15 protein-coding genes are annotated in these 16,588 nt (G+C 33.8%); 7 read left to right on the top strand and 8 right to left on the bottom strand.

Annotated features, from left to right (window positions below):
- The first annotated feature begins 213 nt into the window (after positions 1-213).
- Positions 214-342: a hypothetical protein gene (locus tag BFU36_RS14425; protein WP_257784674.1), complete on the top strand. Its 129-nt coding sequence runs from the start codon at positions 214-216 to the stop codon at positions 340-342.
- A gap of 89 nt (positions 343-431) precedes the next feature.
- Here the strand turns inward: BFU36_RS14425 and BFU36_RS13130 are convergent, their stop codons facing one another.
- Complete coding sequence (locus tag BFU36_RS13130) at positions 432-2,393, bottom strand: hypothetical protein (RefSeq protein ID WP_069284441.1); 1,962 nt, start codon at positions 2,391-2,393, stop codon at positions 432-434.
- A 247-nt stretch (positions 2,394-2,640) separates the two neighbouring features.
- Here BFU36_RS13130 and BFU36_RS14130 point away from each other — a divergent pair, with 247 nt between their 5' ends.
- From BFU36_RS14130 to BFU36_RS13120, 3 genes are all read left to right on the top strand, one after another.
- Entirely contained in the window at positions 2,641-2,805 is a 165-nt protein-coding gene (locus BFU36_RS14130) for a hypothetical protein (RefSeq protein WP_197490535.1), read from the top strand.
- A 422-nt stretch (positions 2,806-3,227) separates the two neighbouring features.
- The gene (locus BFU36_RS13125) at positions 3,228-4,478 is read left to right on the top strand and encodes a glycosyltransferase (protein WP_069284440.1); all 1,251 of its coding nucleotides are present in this window, start codon (positions 3,228-3,230) and stop codon (positions 4,476-4,478) included.
- A 5-nt stretch (positions 4,479-4,483) separates the two neighbouring features.
- The gene (locus BFU36_RS13120) at positions 4,484-4,951 is read left to right on the top strand and encodes a hypothetical protein (RefSeq protein WP_143577137.1); all 468 of its coding nucleotides are present in this window, start codon (positions 4,484-4,486) and stop codon (positions 4,949-4,951) included.
- Positions 4,952-5,035: 84 nt separating this feature from the next.
- Here the strand turns inward: BFU36_RS13120 and BFU36_RS13115 are convergent, their stop codons facing one another.
- The 4 genes from BFU36_RS13115 to BFU36_RS13100 all read right to left on the bottom strand — a co-directional run bounded on the left by BFU36_RS13115 (position 5,036) and on the right by BFU36_RS13100 (position 9,030).
- On the bottom strand, positions 5,036-5,947 hold the full coding sequence (locus tag BFU36_RS13115; RefSeq protein ID WP_069284438.1) for an aromatic ring-hydroxylating dioxygenase subunit alpha: 912 nt from the start codon (positions 5,945-5,947) through the stop codon (positions 5,036-5,038).
- A 552-nt stretch (positions 5,948-6,499) separates the two neighbouring features.
- Positions 6,500-7,075 carry a hypothetical protein gene (locus tag BFU36_RS13110; RefSeq protein WP_231961311.1) on the bottom strand — a complete coding sequence of 192 codons (576 nt, stop codon included), beginning with the start codon at positions 7,073-7,075 and terminating at the stop codon, positions 6,500-6,502.
- Entirely contained in the window at positions 7,053-8,765 is a 1,713-nt protein-coding gene (locus BFU36_RS13105) for a DNA polymerase domain-containing protein (protein ID WP_069284437.1), read from the bottom strand. Before BFU36_RS13105 ends, BFU36_RS13110 begins: the two co-directional genes overlap by 23 nt.
- A 25-nt stretch (positions 8,766-8,790) precedes the next feature.
- Positions 8,791-9,030, bottom strand: a complete 240-nt coding sequence (locus tag BFU36_RS13100) for a DNA polymerase II (protein ID WP_069284436.1) — start codon at positions 9,028-9,030, stop codon at positions 8,791-8,793.
- A gap of 379 nt (positions 9,031-9,409) precedes the next feature.
- Between BFU36_RS13100 and BFU36_RS14125 the strand changes: the two genes are divergently transcribed.
- From BFU36_RS14125 to BFU36_RS13090, 3 genes are all read left to right on the top strand, one after another.
- Positions 9,410-9,550, top strand: a complete 141-nt coding sequence (locus BFU36_RS14125) for a hypothetical protein (RefSeq protein WP_185957831.1) — start codon at positions 9,410-9,412, stop codon at positions 9,548-9,550.
- A 70-nt stretch (positions 9,551-9,620) separates the two neighbouring features.
- Complete coding sequence (locus BFU36_RS13095) at positions 9,621-10,679, top strand: hypothetical protein (protein ID WP_069284435.1); 1,059 nt, start codon at positions 9,621-9,623, stop codon at positions 10,677-10,679.
- Positions 10,680-11,754: 1,075 nt separating this feature from the next.
- Positions 11,755-12,396: a hypothetical protein gene (locus BFU36_RS13090; protein WP_069284434.1), complete on the top strand. Its 642-nt coding sequence runs from the start codon at positions 11,755-11,757 to the stop codon at positions 12,394-12,396.
- 112 nt (positions 12,397-12,508) lie between these two features.
- Here the strand turns inward: BFU36_RS13090 and BFU36_RS13085 are convergent, their stop codons facing one another.
- The 3 genes from BFU36_RS13085 to BFU36_RS13075 form a co-directional block, all read right to left on the bottom strand.
- Positions 12,509-13,198 carry a hypothetical protein gene (locus BFU36_RS13085; RefSeq protein WP_069284433.1) on the bottom strand — a complete coding sequence of 230 codons (690 nt, stop codon included), beginning with the start codon at positions 13,196-13,198 and terminating at the stop codon, positions 12,509-12,511.
- 103 nt (positions 13,199-13,301) lie between these two features.
- The gene (locus BFU36_RS13080; RefSeq protein ID WP_083216423.1) at positions 13,302-15,266 is read right to left on the bottom strand and encodes a thermopsin family protease; all 1,965 of its coding nucleotides are present in this window, start codon (positions 15,264-15,266) and stop codon (positions 13,302-13,304) included.
- A gap of 312 nt (positions 15,267-15,578) precedes the next feature.
- The gene (locus tag BFU36_RS13075) at positions 15,579-16,583 is read right to left on the bottom strand and encodes an alkaline phosphatase family protein (protein WP_069284431.1); all 1,005 of its coding nucleotides are present in this window, start codon (positions 16,581-16,583) and stop codon (positions 15,579-15,581) included.
- Positions 16,584-16,588: the final 5 nt, after the last annotated feature.

The raw sequence follows: 16,588 nt of genomic DNA, 5'->3' as shown, positions 1-16,588 counted from the left end.
TCATTCGTGACTATAAAAAGATAATTGCTGTTCTAATTTAGGTAGGATAAAAGTGGTAATTCGTCTAGAATTTCCAGAAAATCGAACAAAGCTTAAAGTTTCACAAGTGAGTCCATTTTTAAGAAAACCCAAAAAACCCCTCATAATTTTTTATATTGAGGTCAAGGCGTATAAAGAAATGTTTTAATCGTAGGATGAACTATTATATAATTAATGGTTGAGGTAAAAAACACGGAATATTGTATGAAGTTAATTCAGAGATTGGATAAATTAAGTCCTTTAGAGGCAAGTTATTTGATGGACTGCATAGAATTGTTAAAGGGTAATAAGGAGAAAAGATAATTGAATTCATTATCAAGTAACATGATAGCTCTAATAGTAATTATACTTTCGTATAACATCAAAATGGAAAAAATTAGATTTTTATTAGATTAACTTCTATTTCTAGGAAATAGAACTATTGCCAATAATATCACTATACCTACTATAAATATAACTGGAACGTGATAAACACTATATCCCAAATAGTTCAGTCCCAAGCTAATATACTTTATAATGGGGCTAGTATTGTTGTTTATTACATTAATTGTATAATTCTTTTGCATGACGCTAGTTCCGTTGCTGTAAAGTAAAGTTACTGTGATCTTGAACTTAATACTGTTGCTAGAGAATTGGGAATAGCTTATTACTTCCTCGTTTGGACTTAGTTGACCTAAGTTAATCATGCTTGGGCTGACATAACTAATTGAGCTCGAGGAGACTAGTATATAGCTATTATAAGCACTGATGTTTCCTATATTTTTAACATAAAGGACTATAATAAACGCATTACCATCTTCAACTATTTGATACTTCTCTAATGCTAAATCTGGATTAATGTTGCCTAGAGATAATTTAATTGATTTCACGTATTCTGTTCCATTAACGTAGTAGTAGAGTTTTAACGAGATGTTGCCAGACAATGGTTGAAAACTTATTATGGTTGACGCATTTTCCCCAAGTGAGGTTAAATAATACGTGTGAGGATTTAATTGATTAGACACAACATATACGTTAGTGATTGGGTATAGATAGGAATTATATAGGACTAGCTCAAGTTGACCGTTTATAAACGTATATGAAACGTTCAAAGATTGGCTAACATTTATGATCAAACTCTTCATAAATTGGTAGTTATTAACATAATATGTTATATTAACAAGAGGATAAGGGTTACTTATCATAGTTGTAACTTTACCATTAGGCGGAATTTGATTAAATGTAATTCCATAAATTGTTAGATTATCTATTGGAACTTTAAGGTTATTTATTACAGTTAAATTGCCATGATAATAATACACTTGTATAGGATCAAGGTTTTTCACAGGAATTATAATTTTATCTAACTCAGTGATGTTTTCAGAGATGTTAGATACGAAGGCTTCAATCGAAATAGGATGTGATGAGTATACTAGTGTGTATAAATTAATCGTCTGATTAGGTTCCCATTGATTTAAGTACTCCACTAGTTTACTTGTATAAGTCCCGTTATTTATCATGAGTGTGACGTAACTTCTATAAAAGGTAACTCCGAACGTATTATTAAGAGATATCATAATTAAATTCTTACCTGGAATTAAATATGATGGATTAGGTGAGGACACAACGTCATAAGTAATGTTGTAGTTTCTAGTCTGATTTACAAAAAGGTAAATCGTTTTTGAGTAAACTATATTACCGTAAGGAGTTAAATAGTAGGCCTTTATTGTCAAAGGATAAAACGAAAGGTAGTAATAGGAGGATACAAACAAGCTTACGTTTGCTTCATTATTATTAACGGTCACCTTAGCTGAGTTAACCATCAAAGATAAATTATATATTGGTACTTGGCTTTTGTTAATTATTAACGTTACCGTATTTTCCCCTACTGACAAAGACCTCTGTAAGGGAGTTACAGAGAAGTCTAGTTGACCATAAAAGGGAAGAGTGAAATTTATTGGTGTGACGTAGTATTGCGTCATGTTATCAAGTACAACACTCCAGTTTATGAACCCTTGAAAATATAACTTACTAGATGATATATGATTACCTATCGTGATGTTAAAGTTAAAATGATTATTCCCTTGAGGAGAAGATGGTAAATATTCTTGAATTATTTCATTCCCTCCAGTAGAATTAAAAATTCCCTCAGGTAAATATAAGTGAAGTATAGCATATAATACTGGTACGGTTGTAAAATATCTAACACTGACATTAACGCTTGCTGTATCGTTTGATGGAGGAGTACTCCAATTACCGCTCACATACACGTATACTGGTTTAGCACTGGTGTATGTACTAGTCATAATAGGAGAGAATAGCATACCAATTATAGTGATAACTAATACTATTGTTAAGTAGATTTTACTATTCATATTATCAGCTTATCTCTGAGTTTCTAGTTTTGGTATTTAAAGTTAATTGATAAAAGGCAAGAATGCTCATCTTTCGCCCCATAGAATAGAAAACTAATTTATATAGAGCTAGATTTCGACAGCATAAGGAATGAGATTTCCTATGGCGCTATTATTATTTCATAATGTCAGAATATTATATTAAATATAACAAAATTTCTAAACATTAAATCTATTACAAAGTAGGGAAAGCCTCACCCTTTAGGGCATGGAGGAGGTCAGAAAGAATAATATCAAAGTCAAAAGGGTTATGGAGAAGATACTTGAAGATCCTAAAATAGAAGTTGTGGAAAACAGGCTTAAAGATGTATATTACGCGGTAAATAACAATCCTAGAAGGTATGATGACTTCAAAGATTTCATGATAATTTAAGCTGCCAAAAGGCTGAATTTAAAATTATTCACTTTTAATGAGAAGCTTAAAAGAAAATACCGAAAATGATCTGACTTCCGCCTTAAAAGGCGAAGTTTTCATTTATAAATTAAGCTTTATTGTAGTCTCAAATGAATAACTTTCTCTAGGTCGAAACGTATAAATTTTTTGAAATTCTATCTACTACTAATGGTTTGTTATGTAGTTGTAGTCAATGCTACTTTTAGTAAACTATTTTAAAAATAACCTTATTTTTAATGAAACAAAATACATAGTTTAGTGAAGTATCATATATATCAAACTTAATTGAGTGATAGATAATTGTATATTCTTAGTATATGTCGTATTAAAATCATTTACCATCATATCTATTTACATAAATCCAAAAAACTTTTAAATGCAGAAACTTTACTCTTCAGTTAATGATATTTGAGCTATTAGAAATGCTGTACATGTTCCTAACAGGTAAGTTCCTATACTGGCCAATAAACTTTCTAATATTCTTAATAGGTGCATCTCTCGTCAGGGGGATATATGCGAGACAATATAAGCCATATAGTGATGGTCTTAAAAGAGAAGAAGTCAAGGTAAGTGTAGTTATACCAGAGTATAAGGAGGATATAGAGACATTAGAGAAATGTATAAAAAGCGCAAAAGAGAATAACCCGGATGAGGTAATACTACTATATGAAGATGATAGACCTGAAGTTAAGAATCTAGTAAAAAAGTATAACATAAAGGGGATAGACTTATCTCATAGGAGGTTAGGTAAAAGGGGCTCCTTAGCGATGGGATGGTTGATGGCTAAGGGAGATATTATAATCCAGCTTGATAGTGACACTATTTTAGAAAAAGGGGCTATTGATGAAATAATAAAGCCATTTAAAGATCCCTTAGTTGTTGGAGTTCAGGGGCACCCGTTTTTATTTAAAACTGGAAGTAAGTTGGCATATGTTTTTGGTCAAGTGATTGAACTTAGTAGGGATATCGTTTGCAAAATGTTAGATAAGAACTTAATAGTAATTGATGGTAAATTAGCAGCTTATCGGAGGAGTTTTTTGGTAAGTATAGTAAAGGATTTCTTAATTGATAGATGGGGTAAAAGAAAGATATTGGTAGGGGATGATAGAGCTTTGACTTACTTAGCTAATATTATGGGATATAAAACGGTTTATCAGTCAACAGCGTTAGCCAAGTCAGCTGCTCAACCAACTTTATATAGGTTCATACTACAGCAACTAAGGTGGGCTAGATCAGGTTACTTATATTTTCTAAAAGATATTAAATCCGGGTTATTCTTTAAGGCAAGTAGAAGGTATAGATTTCAGATGATTACTTACCTCTTTGCTCCACTATCATTACTAATTTCTATAATACAAACATTGGTAATGAACGTACAGATCGTTAATGAGATAGGAGAGTTGGTTAATAGTACGTTGTTAATCAATGTTCCTCTAATCATATATTCGTTGGCAGTATTCATTGTAGGGTCTGTAATAACTTTCAACGTAAGTATTACTAGTTTAGGAATCAAATATAGTGAAATTCGCAATCTATCATTAAACATTTTAGACTATATTTTAATTCCTATGATAGGACTTTTCATCATTTTCCCTACTTATCTATATGCTATGTTAACTTACAAAGAAGTAACGTCATGGTTAACTAGGTGAGAAAAATGGAGAGGCAAATAGAAGTTGGCGTAAAATGTAAGGAGTGTGGAACGATAAACAAAAGGGGTAGATTATTTTGTTATAACTGTGGATCATTAATTGAAAATGAGGAAGTTAAGGATAAGATCTTAACTACTTATTTATACAACATAGTAACTAATATAGATAAAATGAGTGAAGTGCTAGATGCTAAAAAAGATTACGTTCTAGGCGATAGCTTAAAAGCGGATTATTACATTGAGTTCAAGGATCACATAGAGCTAATATTCATAATAAAAAGCTACAACGAATTCATAAGATTCATACCAGCTAGCGTCAACAAAAATAGGATAAGATACGTCCTTATATTAGCGTTTAAGGAGAAGAACGTTTTAGAAATGGCTAACATGAGAGATGACGTTGATATGTATAAATTGGCTATCATACATGGTGAGTATAAACTAATACCCTTAACTAACAATAATGAAAAATAATAATTTTTAGAAAGATTTTTTAGTTTTTTTCATTCTAATTGCTTTTTCATTCTAATTGCTTAAATATCCCAAATACATTGGAAGTTAAATCAGACCTAAGTCGCTTCTCCTTCCAACCCTCTTCTTCAGCCAATCCCTATAAACTAGGGATAGCTTATCGGCTACAACGTGAAGTTCCTCATCTAGGTAGAACTCATTCGGCAATGACTCTAATAACGCTTTCTCTTGTTCCATTATTTCATTTTGTAGTTCTAAGACCTTTTCCTCTGGCATGTCATGGTTAAACGCCATTATCCCGTAAACTACACTCTTATCTTTACTCTCCGGAAATATACTTATATATGTGGAGAGCGCCTTATTATCTTCATAATCTTTTCTATAGTATAATGTTAGGGGACTAAGGACCTTAAAAGTATAATTTACGAAAGACTCAGAAATTGGTTCATAAACTCTAATGCCTTTAGCTATTATTTCTTCCTCCTCAATAATTACTTCATAATTGTCAACCCTAGTATATTTTGGATCAGCTAGGATTCCCTCATGGACAAAGGGGAAATGGGATACGTCTAGCAAGTTATCCATTACCCTAAATGGATTAGCGTTAAAAGTAAATGGACCTATTCTCACTTTTTTAAAAGTTGGATTATAATATTCTGGGAATTCTGGAATATCATTGCGATTATTTAATGAAATCCATACTATTCCATACTTTTCCTTAACGTTGTATTTCCTTAGTACCACGTTCCCTGGAGATTCATACGACGGAATATAGATTAGCCTTCCATTGGAATCAAACTCCCAACCGTGATAAGGACACTTTATTCTATCATCCAATATTTTACCCATTGATAATTTAGCGTTTCTATGAGGGCATCTATTCTGAAAGGCAACGTAATTATCGTTTACTCTCCATACTATTATTTCTCTGCACAAGAGATTTACTTCTTTAACTTTTAATCCTGTGAAGCCAATAGGATACCAGTAGTCCTCAAGCATAAGTTCTACTAAGTTTAATAGTATATAAATTTTTTATACATTTTTGGTTCTATCACAATAATAGTTATATTCGCTAAAGTTTGGTTTCAATACTTTCTAAGCTAATTGGAATAAAACTTTTATCTAGTCTATTTCATCAAGGCGAGCCATATAAAAATTTTAGTTTGAATGGGCGGTGTAATAATAAAAATTTTACTAAGTATAAGTTATAAGATTTTCACGTTATTCTAAGTTATTTAGGGATAGCTTTTATATTTTTGCTCTTTTAAACGCTTATAGATGATGAACTGTGTAGTCGATGATGTGTGATGCAGTCCGTCCCAGCTGAGAGGTATTTTCGAAAAGATTTCAGAATTATTCCCTTCGTTACCGTGTAACTATTTAATTTAATGCTGTGGAGAAAAACCTTTTTAGCGAATCCCTAACCATGATTAAGCTCGATATAGACAGTTTTTACCATTAATTTTTTAAAATAAAAGCTGAAAAAAGCCACCTTGAATATGATTACGAAATGAGGAGGACCAAATCCTGACGGCTTAAGTGATTTTTATTTTATAATAGCCATTTCATTAAACCATCATCATATTTACCATAAATATCCCAAAAACCATAAGGTATCTCAACTTCTTTAGCGATAACGCTCTTGACTATCTTAGCAATAAAACCTCTTTTAGTGGATTTTAATTCGATAACAGAGTTAGCAGAGTGAAGACCAAATGTAGACCCTTTAACTCTTCTATCCACGTTACTGAATATGAAAATTTTCTCCTCTCTATTAAACGCCTTTCTCCTTATAGCACCTACTATCTCAGTGTAATTTTTACCATGATGGTAAGGATTAATCAATATCAGGTCCCCCTTTCCCATAGCCTCAACAGTTGGTCTAACATCCTCAACCTTAAAGGCTCTCCTAATGAATATCTCATCACTCTTCTCAAATATTCTCCTAAACCTTTCAATCAGCAATGGGTCAATCCCTCCCCTCTCTCCTATAATTATTACGTTCACTGGAGAGGAGAGTACAATTACCCTGTGATAAAAGTTATATAATAACCTCTCGTCAATGGAGTAAAACTCCACTATCTCGTCCTTCTCAATTATCCTATCAATAATTTGGAATCCAGTCATTAATGCCAATAATACCACCCAATAAATCATGGTAAACTCTATCTAAGTAGTTTAAATAGTAATCAACGTCTCTTCCCATATAACCTCTCCTAGCGTCATAGAATCCCCTAACTCCTCTAACTAATGGATTATCCTTAACCCATAAGACGTAATCAGTCGGATCCCTACTTAATGCTATTCTCTTCCTATACTCGTCGCGTAAAGCAATTAATTTACTAACATCTATTTCCTCGCAAGTATCAGCTTTAGATAAAACTTCAACAGCATCTCTCAAAAAATCCTTTATTACGTTTGGCATGTTCTCCCTTATCATCCCCTTAACCTTCATCTCCCCCTTCTTTAGCTTACCTAAGTATCTCATTGGGTAAGACATTCCCTTTCTGTTCTGAAAGAAAATGACCCAATTCATATCATCCCTCTTCATCTTAAGCCCGGTGACTTCCTCAACTCTCTTCATATAATCCTCTACCTTATCCCCTCTAACTATTAACGAATCTATTATCCCGTGAAGTACCTCTAAGTCATACTCCTTAGCTAATTCAATAGCCTTTCTTAACGTCTTCCTAGCGAAGTAAGTCACTAATTCGTAAGCCTCTATCTTACCGAACTTTGAATTCCTATAGCCTAAGTAACCAAAGGAAGCTACTAAAATCCACTTTACAGCCTCTGCTCTCTCCTCATCTATTCTCTTCAACTCCTCTTTTCTCTTTATTAACCATTCCAAAGCCTCTGGCACTATTCCCTTTTCCTTCAAACAGATACTATGCCCAATCTCGGTCAATACATCATTACACTTATCAACAGTTTCAGCTGAAATATTATACTTAACTATAAGCGAGGGGTACATTGAAGAAAAGTCCAGTTGAGAAACGTTATTATAACAACCGATTTTAGGGAATAGAATTAAACCACCTTTATCAACACTCTTCAACTCCTCTATAGTCCTTACCTTTTCCACCCTGGGAACTACGTTAGGAATTATAATCCTTCTCTTAAACGCTACCCAGGTTTCATTAGTAGTTAAAGCTTTGCCTATTGTTGCATCTTTCAATTCCCTTATTAAAGTCTTACTAAGTAAAGACCACTCTATTAATCCCTTTACTGAAACAGGAGCTCTCTTACTCGTTATTAGGACTGAAGCCTTAACACTTTTACAAGCTATTCCATAACATTCCGCAACGTCTACCGTTAAGTCCAATTCATCCACCTTTCCTTCAAACGTCTTACCATTCACGTTAGCAACGTATTTTTTACCGTAAAAGGATTTACCATACCAGTCTTTAGTTATAACACTAGCGTAAATTATGTCAGGAAAGGACAAGTCGTCTTGTATTAACTCAATCCCTCTCTTACTTATGCTAACTTTCCTAAAGGGTAAAGCGTTAAGTCTATTCAGAACTTGAGACATGACCGTTGGCAATTCATTTACTGTTTTAACCCTCTTTCTTATGTAATAATAAGCGTTCAGGTCAGTTAACTCAAACCTATATAACTTTACTTCCTTACCACTCAAATCCCTCCAAATCTCTTCCTCATAACTTATTACCGATGGATGTTCAGTTATCCTCTCGGGATTATCAGTCATAACATAAATCGGGAAAGTTGTTTTCACCTTAACCCTTCTGAAGTTATCTAAAACTAGCTCAACGCTATTATAAGATGGAACGGCATCAACCACGTAGCCTTCCATTACAAACCCCCGTCTTGTGAACGTATCAGACTTCATCACTCTTATTACATACTCTCTCAGCCAATACTGAGATGATCGCTAGAAAAACGATTTCTTGTGGGTCGGATACTTCATCATATAAAGCGCTCTGGAAATATCTAATCCTCTTAGAGGCTTCTAAGATCACTTCATCAAAGCAAGGGTAACTTAATCTCTTAGAGAGTCTAGATAACTTATTTAACTCATCATCAATCACTTTAGTAAACGATGGCTGTGTTCTTCCCATGTATAAATATATGGAAAATCTACCTAATAAGTTTTGAGAGAGTTGACCGAAAGTATTCTTTAAAAAATTTTTGTATAAGTATGGTTTATAATGATATTACATACTATGTGTAGAGAATTATATAGAATTTGACTAAAATAAACTTTTAAACTTTCCATAAAAGAATATTATGAAAGTACTTTTAAAGTGTTGATTCAACTTCGTAATACCAAATAAATAAGCCGTACTCTGATGAAAATTATTTAAGGTTTAAAGGTTCTATATAAAAATTTGTTCAATGTCATGTTAACCTTATACCATTTTTTTATCATATTAAAGCATTATTTTAGTCTAACTTAAAGGTTTAAGGGGTGTTAAAGGATCTAGGCTATTGATCTCCATGAAAATAAACACACAAGTCCTAATTTCAAGTCAATTTGTAAGAACAGCAATAATAGTAACAGCGGCATCTCTACCATTAATTCTAGCAGCACTACACATAGTACACGCTGGTCTATCAACAGATCCAGCTACAGGTTGAGCTCATTAAATATTTTTCAAAATCTTATACGAGAGTTTTTTAACTAAGTATACCTATCTTCTTTTATACTATGATTATCGACAATAGTAAACTTACTGCCATCATTCATCTGATCGAACATTTTGGTTATGATAACATTGAATTACTCAAAGAGTTAAGTGGAGTAAAAAATGTTGAAGATTATATAAATTTTTTAGAAGAGAAAAAGGTACGTGTATCTCCATCACCGAATTTTAAAAGAATTGGGTTAACCTTCTACCACACAGTAATTGATTTAAATAGGAAATTAAATTTAGTAGATTTTTACTATTTGCTAAATGGTTTCCCAATTGGTATCTTAAGAGATGTAGTAGTTGCAAATAAGGTAATACTCGATATATTGTTTCCTAGTGGAAAGTGGGCATTTATACAGATCTTAGATTATTTGCGAGATGAGGCTGGACTAATAAATGATTACAAGGTTTATATGGAGTATGAGAGAGAAGTTTACTCTATAAATTATGAAAAGTTTAATTTTAATGAGCTAAAGTTTTATGATAACTTCATACTTGACAAGCCTAGAGAGCCCATTTATTTGAGATATTTAGAGGATGATTTTAAACCTGACTGGTACGATGTTGTGATGATAGGAAAAAGGCAAGAGGGGGTAAACTTAACTTTTGAGCAAATAGCAAAAGCATTAGGTATAAGCGTAGATGAGGTGAAGAATCACTATTATGATCACGTAATTGGAAAAAGCCTAATAGATGCATTTTACGTATATATAGGAAAATATGACTACAGAATAACGTTAATAATGAACACTGTAAAAAAGGAAGTAGCAAAGGAGTTAACTAGGATACCCACACTAATGAGAATATCATACTTACATAACGATAAGATTTACGCATTAGTGGTAGGTCAAAATCACGTTTTATTAGATATACTCTCCTTTATAAACAAGTTATCTTATGATTACGACTTTACTTACGATGTTTTCATTCATCCATTGAATCCGTTTAGAGAGTATACAGTTACTGCATCTCTACCTTATGAGCACTTCTCTAAGGATGGTAAATGGGAAATATCGTTAGAGGAAATGATGAATAATATGAAAAAAGCCTTAGTTAATGTCCTTAAACGAGAATGAAAAATATTGAAGAGACCTATAATTCTTATTAAACTTCTTCACGGTTTATTGGCATTTACAAAGTGATGTAAAGCCTCTCTGGCGGGAAGGAGGTTAGATTTCTTCTAATCTGAAATATGGTACAAGACAGAGGAAAATTGTTCTATAATTAGCAAGAGAATACTCTTCATTAAATTGGCAAGACTTGTTATAAAGCACTAAAAAGTTTTTAGGAAGGTTTCACGAGCGAGGAGGAAACTTATTAGGATTGCTTTAAGAATATAAATGTGACAGAGTGGATAGTTCCGTGTGTGGACAACAATTTCATCCACCCCCATAAAATTTTATTCCAACTTATGCCAATAGATTTAGAGTAAATTGTATTGAAGAATATTTTTTAGCCATCTCGTTATTTTGTTTCTTAATGGGTTAGGTGAGTGTTAGGGAATCAAACCGATTCATCTACTAGTCCCAATGAATAACCCTAAAAATACTTTTCCACAATAAAGAAAATTCAATTTATATCAAAACAACCAAATTGTTGTCCACAAACTGCGTAAATGTGAGACTAGTCATAAGGTATGAAGAATTCTACTAGCCCAGAATCGTAACGCATATAATGAAAATGCTGACCATGAATCCTCATTAGCGAGCAAATAACCCTCATGGTATTAAGCTTATAATAACTTAAGAAAAGCAAGGCAACGTGAATAAAGCTCCACAACTTGACAGTTTACCTCTTCTAGCCATAAATGATGAGCACTTCCTTAACTTTGTAATATTGACGATTGTAATACTATAATAACAAAGGTATTCGAATATATAGAAGAGGAATTGGGGAGTGGCGGGTGGGGTTGGCGGGAATGATGAACGGCTTGGGAGCAGAACCCCCGTGAAGGGGGGCGTGGCAGTTGACCCGCCACTCCCTGATTCTCTTTTGTCTTAAAGATAAATAAGGCTTTCTATCAGCTTTTAAGAAATAGGTGAAGCCTTACCCGTTAAAATGAAAAGGGGTCAGCAAAATAATGCTCTTAACAAGTATGAGGGTTTAACTATCGAGGAGGAGACTTATTAGGATTGCTTTAAGAATATAAATGTGGCAAAGTGGATAGTTCCTAGGGATAGATTTTCTAAGCTCTTTTCTTTCTCCCTTGAAGCTAAGCAAGTTTTTCTAAATTATATTGTAGACGATAAATTTTCAGTTTGTTATATTACAGGCAGATTAAAACAAATTGCAGATCATTTAACTTATTCCTTTGAAGGAGAAATTGGGCATATGTACTGGAGTGTGAGGTATAAGGGTGTCAACACTAGTGTGATTAATAAGTACGTTCAAGTTTACTTCAATAGCGAAGGTGATATAAACGATAATATATTAATTTCTCTAGTATTCGCAAAGGAGCTGGGGTTACTGAGTTTTGGGGTGATAACTGACGTTGAGTTAGACGCTTTGAGAAAATATGTATACACTGATGAAACTACTGGATTCTATCCACTGAGGATAGGAATTAAAGTATTTTGGCTACATAATAGTGTAATTAATTCTTGGAAGGATTATACTAAGTGGGTTAAGGAGAAAAGTAATCCACCTTTAGTTCCTTTGCCTGCTGGCGTTGTGTGTATTGAACGTTTTAAAGGAAAGCCAATTAGACCCTTTGTCAAAGATTTCATACTGGGAATGGAAAGAGGGATTGAAGAGACATTATCCTTCTATAATGGTCTAAAGGAGGGAACTTAACGAGGATTTAAATTAGGCTGAACCATCTTGATAGCTCACTAATCCTCAAAAAATTGTTGTGTAAAGTCTTTACTTTAAGAGGGTTTATCTGAGGTACAACTATTTAAATTGTTCATAAATCGAATAGTAGTCTATTTAAGTCGTTCTCGAACCTTCTCATCTCCTCATTTACCCTCCTCTCTATATCCTCAACCTTTCCTAACTCATTATTCTTAACATACCAATAAGGAAGTTCTACCTCACTATTTTCCCTTAAATAAGCTATACTTTTAGGAACCCATAGTTCCTTATTTTGGAATTTTAAGAGGTAAGCTTTATTACTCTCAACCTTTATAGAAGCTCTCAATCTGACCAACTCATTGCCTAATTTACCCTCAACCTCCCTCTTTCTCTTATTGATTATGAAATTTATCATGTCCTCTTTACTCTCAAAGAAATACTTATCATCTAATTTATAAATCGTCAAGGAAACTTTATCACTAACATTTTCATTTCTAACTATTACTTCACATATACTAATAACCTCTCCACTATCTAGGTTAAGCTTAGGCTTACACGATAAATCTTTTAATTCCTCACCATCATAGATTTGATAGGTTATACTAACTACCTTACCTTCTCTTTTAAATATCCTCTTTATCAGAGTCCCCTCAGGCTCATCTAACTCCCCTTCTAAATATTTTATAGACTTCACGGAATGCCATACCTTATCCTTGACTTTCACTTGCCTCCACTTATTTCCAGTGTAAGCGAAATAATATTCCTCCTCATCCTTAGAAATCTTTCCTATTTTCACTATCATTTAATTAAACTTCTCAAAAAGCTTTATAAAACTTAATTGACGTGAGTTACTGACCTCTTCCCCACCTTAAAAAAGTTTTCTTTTTAATTTATGAGTAAAAAGCTTAGTGCCTTCTCCTCAGGAGCACTATTGCTGCCACTATGATTATTATGAGAAGAATAATAATACCTAAACCCAATTCCGAGGATGCTTGAGGACTTGTTGATGTACTATTTATTGATGTAGTAGAATTGATTATAGAATGTATTGATGAACTCTCTGTACTTGATGAAACAGAGGTTTCAGTTGTAGATGAAGTTGTCGTGGTCGTAGTAGAGGAAGTACTCTGTGTAGTTGTCGTGGTTGTCGTAGAAGTAGTCGTAGAAGTACTCTGTGTTGTTGTAGTAGTGGTTGTTGTAAATGAATTGCTTTGGGTAGATAGATACATTAAGTCCAGTTTACCCGTTGACACTGTTACTAACCCATTTCCTAAATAATTCACATGAACATTATAAGTAGCCTCAGCTGTGTCAGCACCAAAACTATAATAAGAGGGGAACGGAACGTAACTTCCAGTTGTTACGTTGTAATAATATAAGCCTAGTTCAGCCGACAGTTGCTTAAATGTGGTTATTTCTCCATTTCCTCCTCCTCCAAAGACTAGTTCAGCGTCGTAATAATTTCCTATAATGCTATGTGCTCCTACCGGCGTATAGGCATTTCCAGAAACTACAAGGGCTGAAGCTTCAGCCAATGGATCGTGAATTAAGATAGTGTCGAAGGTATAGACTCTTGGATTATTGAGTACACTTCCGTTCTGGAGTACCTCTATAGCCATTGTAATTTGTACTCCCTGCCCCTCTACAATTGACTCGTTCAGAATTAGGTAAAAGGCAAAGGGAGTGCGGTAGGGTAAAATTGGGGCATTAAGGTAATTGCCATAATAATTATTATAAACGTAACCGTTAGGCGATGTTATACTATTATTAGTTAGAGTTGCGTTATCTCCAGTAACGTTCAGAACGTTGTCGTGAAGTTCCACTTCTGACTGATTTGTGAAAAATATTAGTACGTTCTGGGGCCAATAAGTATATAACGAACCATTAGAATCTACTACTAGCATAGCATTTAATTGTAAGCTAGCTTCATAAGGAGATACACCCACTTCAGGGGCTGAGGTATTGTACGCTAATATAGAGGTAATATTTCCAAAACCTATAATACTATTTGTTAAAACAGTATATGTGGTGATGATACCGCTCTGATTTATCACACCGTACGAAGCTATTCCCATGGGAGCATAAGCACCGCTACGAAGCATAGGGTAAATGAATGGGTTCACATATTCAGGATATACCTTATACATAAAGTAAACTAGTGCTGGTGTCGAGTGATTATTTTCGATGGTTAAGTAGTAAATTCCTGGAGATAAGTCCCTTAGTGTGTAATTATATGTGAGCGGAGATACGCCTAGGTTAGTTACGGTAGTAGGGGGTGAGACCAGTATCGGCCTATTGCTAGAATTAATATTATATAATGAATATACGACAGTTTGGTTCGATATTCCAAAAATTGTCAAATTAAATGGTGAGCCTATCGTCTCGTAATGTATTCGTATAAGTTCACTTTGATAAGGGGGAATTGTGATGAAGTCTCCTACGAATGTTGAGCTATTCTGTTCTTGCAAGTTACTTGAAATATTTAAAAAAATCTGAACTTTAGCACTAGACTGATAAGCGTAGACTACTAGATAATACGTCCCTTGAGTGAAGAGAAGTCCGTCAAAATTCAGTGTACCATTTTGAAGTGTTACATAACCCTTTGAAAAACTTCCAGTCTGATTAAAAGCCAAAAACTGTGATGAGGTTAATATTGCGGTAATAACGCTGGTATTACTAATTGTATAATATACCCCGAATGCTACGTTTGGAGACGTATTAGGCACGTAAAATCTATAACAGAAATAATAATTCGAAGGGATTGTTTCAGTTGCGTTTATAACATAGTTTATGGTTGTGCTAGATGATGAAATAGTTATTATTGGTATATAGCTGAATATAATAATCAACAACAGAAATAAGTATTTCATAACACTCTAGGTTATAAAGTACCCTTACACTATATATTAAAGTTTATCTGTATTGTCGTACATAAATGTAGAAAAATTCATATTTTGTATAGAATTACTTTTCATCTTACCTAACTTAAAGAGTGTATCTTATTCCCATTTTCTGACTTCTAGGGTAAACCATCAATTCTCTAATGTGAGATAGCTTAGAGATTTGGATAACCTGCTATCAGCGTATAGAATTGGCTTTTAAAAATTTTTATCATCACAGCCTTATAAGGACTTTCCTAATTTTCTAAGCCTATTCTTGATAAGGGTGAAATTAACGAGGGGCTATCCTTTCTTACTTATTACTATCAGAGGTATTTCAATTTCCTCTTTTGATAGACCTCCATGAGATCCTAAGTACGTCTTCTCCTCTTCATCATCCCAATAATCGTATACCATATTGCTTAACGGAACTCCAGCGAAGTCTGGCACGTTATCTCCCCCGCAAATATTCTTCAACTTTTCCTTATCAAATATGGCCATATCGTAATTCTCCTCTAACCACTCCTTAGGGTTTCTCTTAGAAATGAACATCAAGTTTCTAGCTCCTCCAAAAGGAGGAAAGTCTACTATCTTGAGTATTTCCTCGCTCACCCTTACATAACCCTTTACAGGGACATGACCATGGTCTGCAGTGACTATTACATCGTATTTCTCCTTTACGTCGTTGGCTAACTTAAAGGTCAAGTCCATTACCTCCCTTGCAACCCTTATCGTATGCTCAGAGTAAGGTCCTAAGTGGTGGCTTACCATGTCAACGTATGGTAGATACAAGAAGATGAAGGGAGAATCGTTTTGGGCTAAATTGTAAGCCTGAGTAAAAGCGTCCCAAGGTGAATAGTATGGTATTATCATACGTTCTCCACTTACCATCTTAGTGAACCTTAGTACATTTTCCTCATAGCTCGTTAAGATTACTGATTCCTTTGGCAAATAACTCTCTAAATTAATTTTGTACGACTTCTCCTTCAATAGGTCAATTATTCTACCTCTCCTCTTATCGAATATCTTCCACCCCATTATGCCGTGAACTCCAGGTGGAGTCGCTGTGAATAGGGTCGATAGGACAGTTATCGTTATGGTTGGAAAGACGGAATGAATCTTATTTATATTTACGTAATCGGGTAACCGTTTAGAGAGTACTCTCTTGGCTAAATCGTAACCTAAACCATCTACCAGAATAAAAATCAGTTTCTTTCTTGTTATCATTTCAGTTGTCTTATCTTCAAAGTTATTTTTAATTTCTACAGATAATGATAAAAGACTTTTGTCTAGATTTGGGATTATCATGCTGA

This window comes from Sulfolobus sp. A20 (assembly GCF_001719125.1).
GTDB lineage: Archaea > Thermoproteota > Thermoprotei_A > Sulfolobales > Sulfolobaceae > Saccharolobus.
The sequence above is the reverse complement of the archived record's forward strand: the minus strand, read 5'-3'. Positions and strand labels throughout refer to the sequence as shown.

Bases quoted from the DNA above. Each gene is read 5' to 3' on its own strand.
- BFU36_RS13130 (WP_069284441.1), bottom strand. From the start codon at position 2,393: ATGAATAGTAAAATCTACTTAACAATAGTATTAGTTATCACTATAATT.
- BFU36_RS13115 (WP_069284438.1), bottom strand. From the start codon at position 5,947: ATGCTTGAGGACTACTGGTATCCTATTGGCTTCACAGGATTAAAAGTT.
- BFU36_RS13080 (WP_083216423.1), bottom strand. From the start codon at position 15,266: ATGAAATACTTATTTCTGTTGTTGATTATTATATTCAGCTATATACCA.
- BFU36_RS13075 (WP_069284431.1), bottom strand. From the start codon at position 16,583: ATGATAATCCCAAATCTAGACAAAAGTCTTTTATCATTATCTGTAGAA.
- BFU36_RS13085 (WP_069284433.1), bottom strand. From the start codon at position 13,198: ATGATAGTGAAAATAGGAAAGATTTCTAAGGATGAGGAGGAATATTAT.
- BFU36_RS13120 (WP_143577137.1), top strand. From the start codon at position 4,484: ATGGAGAGGCAAATAGAAGTTGGCGTAAAATGTAAGGAGTGTGGAACG.
- BFU36_RS13110 (WP_231961311.1), bottom strand. From the start codon at position 7,075: ATGACTGGATTCCAAATTATTGATAGGATAATTGAGAAGGACGAGATA.
- BFU36_RS13125 (WP_069284440.1), top strand. From the start codon at position 3,228: ATGATATTTGAGCTATTAGAAATGCTGTACATGTTCCTAACAGGTAAG.
- BFU36_RS14130 (WP_197490535.1), top strand. From the start codon at position 2,641: ATGGAGGAGGTCAGAAAGAATAATATCAAAGTCAAAAGGGTTATGGAG.
- BFU36_RS14425 (WP_257784674.1), top strand. From the start codon at position 214: ATGGTTGAGGTAAAAAACACGGAATATTGTATGAAGTTAATTCAGAGA.
- BFU36_RS14125 (WP_185957831.1), top strand. From the start codon at position 9,410: ATGAAAATAAACACACAAGTCCTAATTTCAAGTCAATTTGTAAGAACA.
- BFU36_RS13095 (WP_069284435.1), top strand. From the start codon at position 9,621: ATGATTATCGACAATAGTAAACTTACTGCCATCATTCATCTGATCGAA.
- BFU36_RS13100 (WP_069284436.1), bottom strand. From the start codon at position 9,030: ATGGGAAGAACACAGCCATCGTTTACTAAAGTGATTGATGATGAGTTA.
- BFU36_RS13105 (WP_069284437.1), bottom strand. From the start codon at position 8,765: ATGGAAGGCTACGTGGTTGATGCCGTTCCATCTTATAATAGCGTTGAG.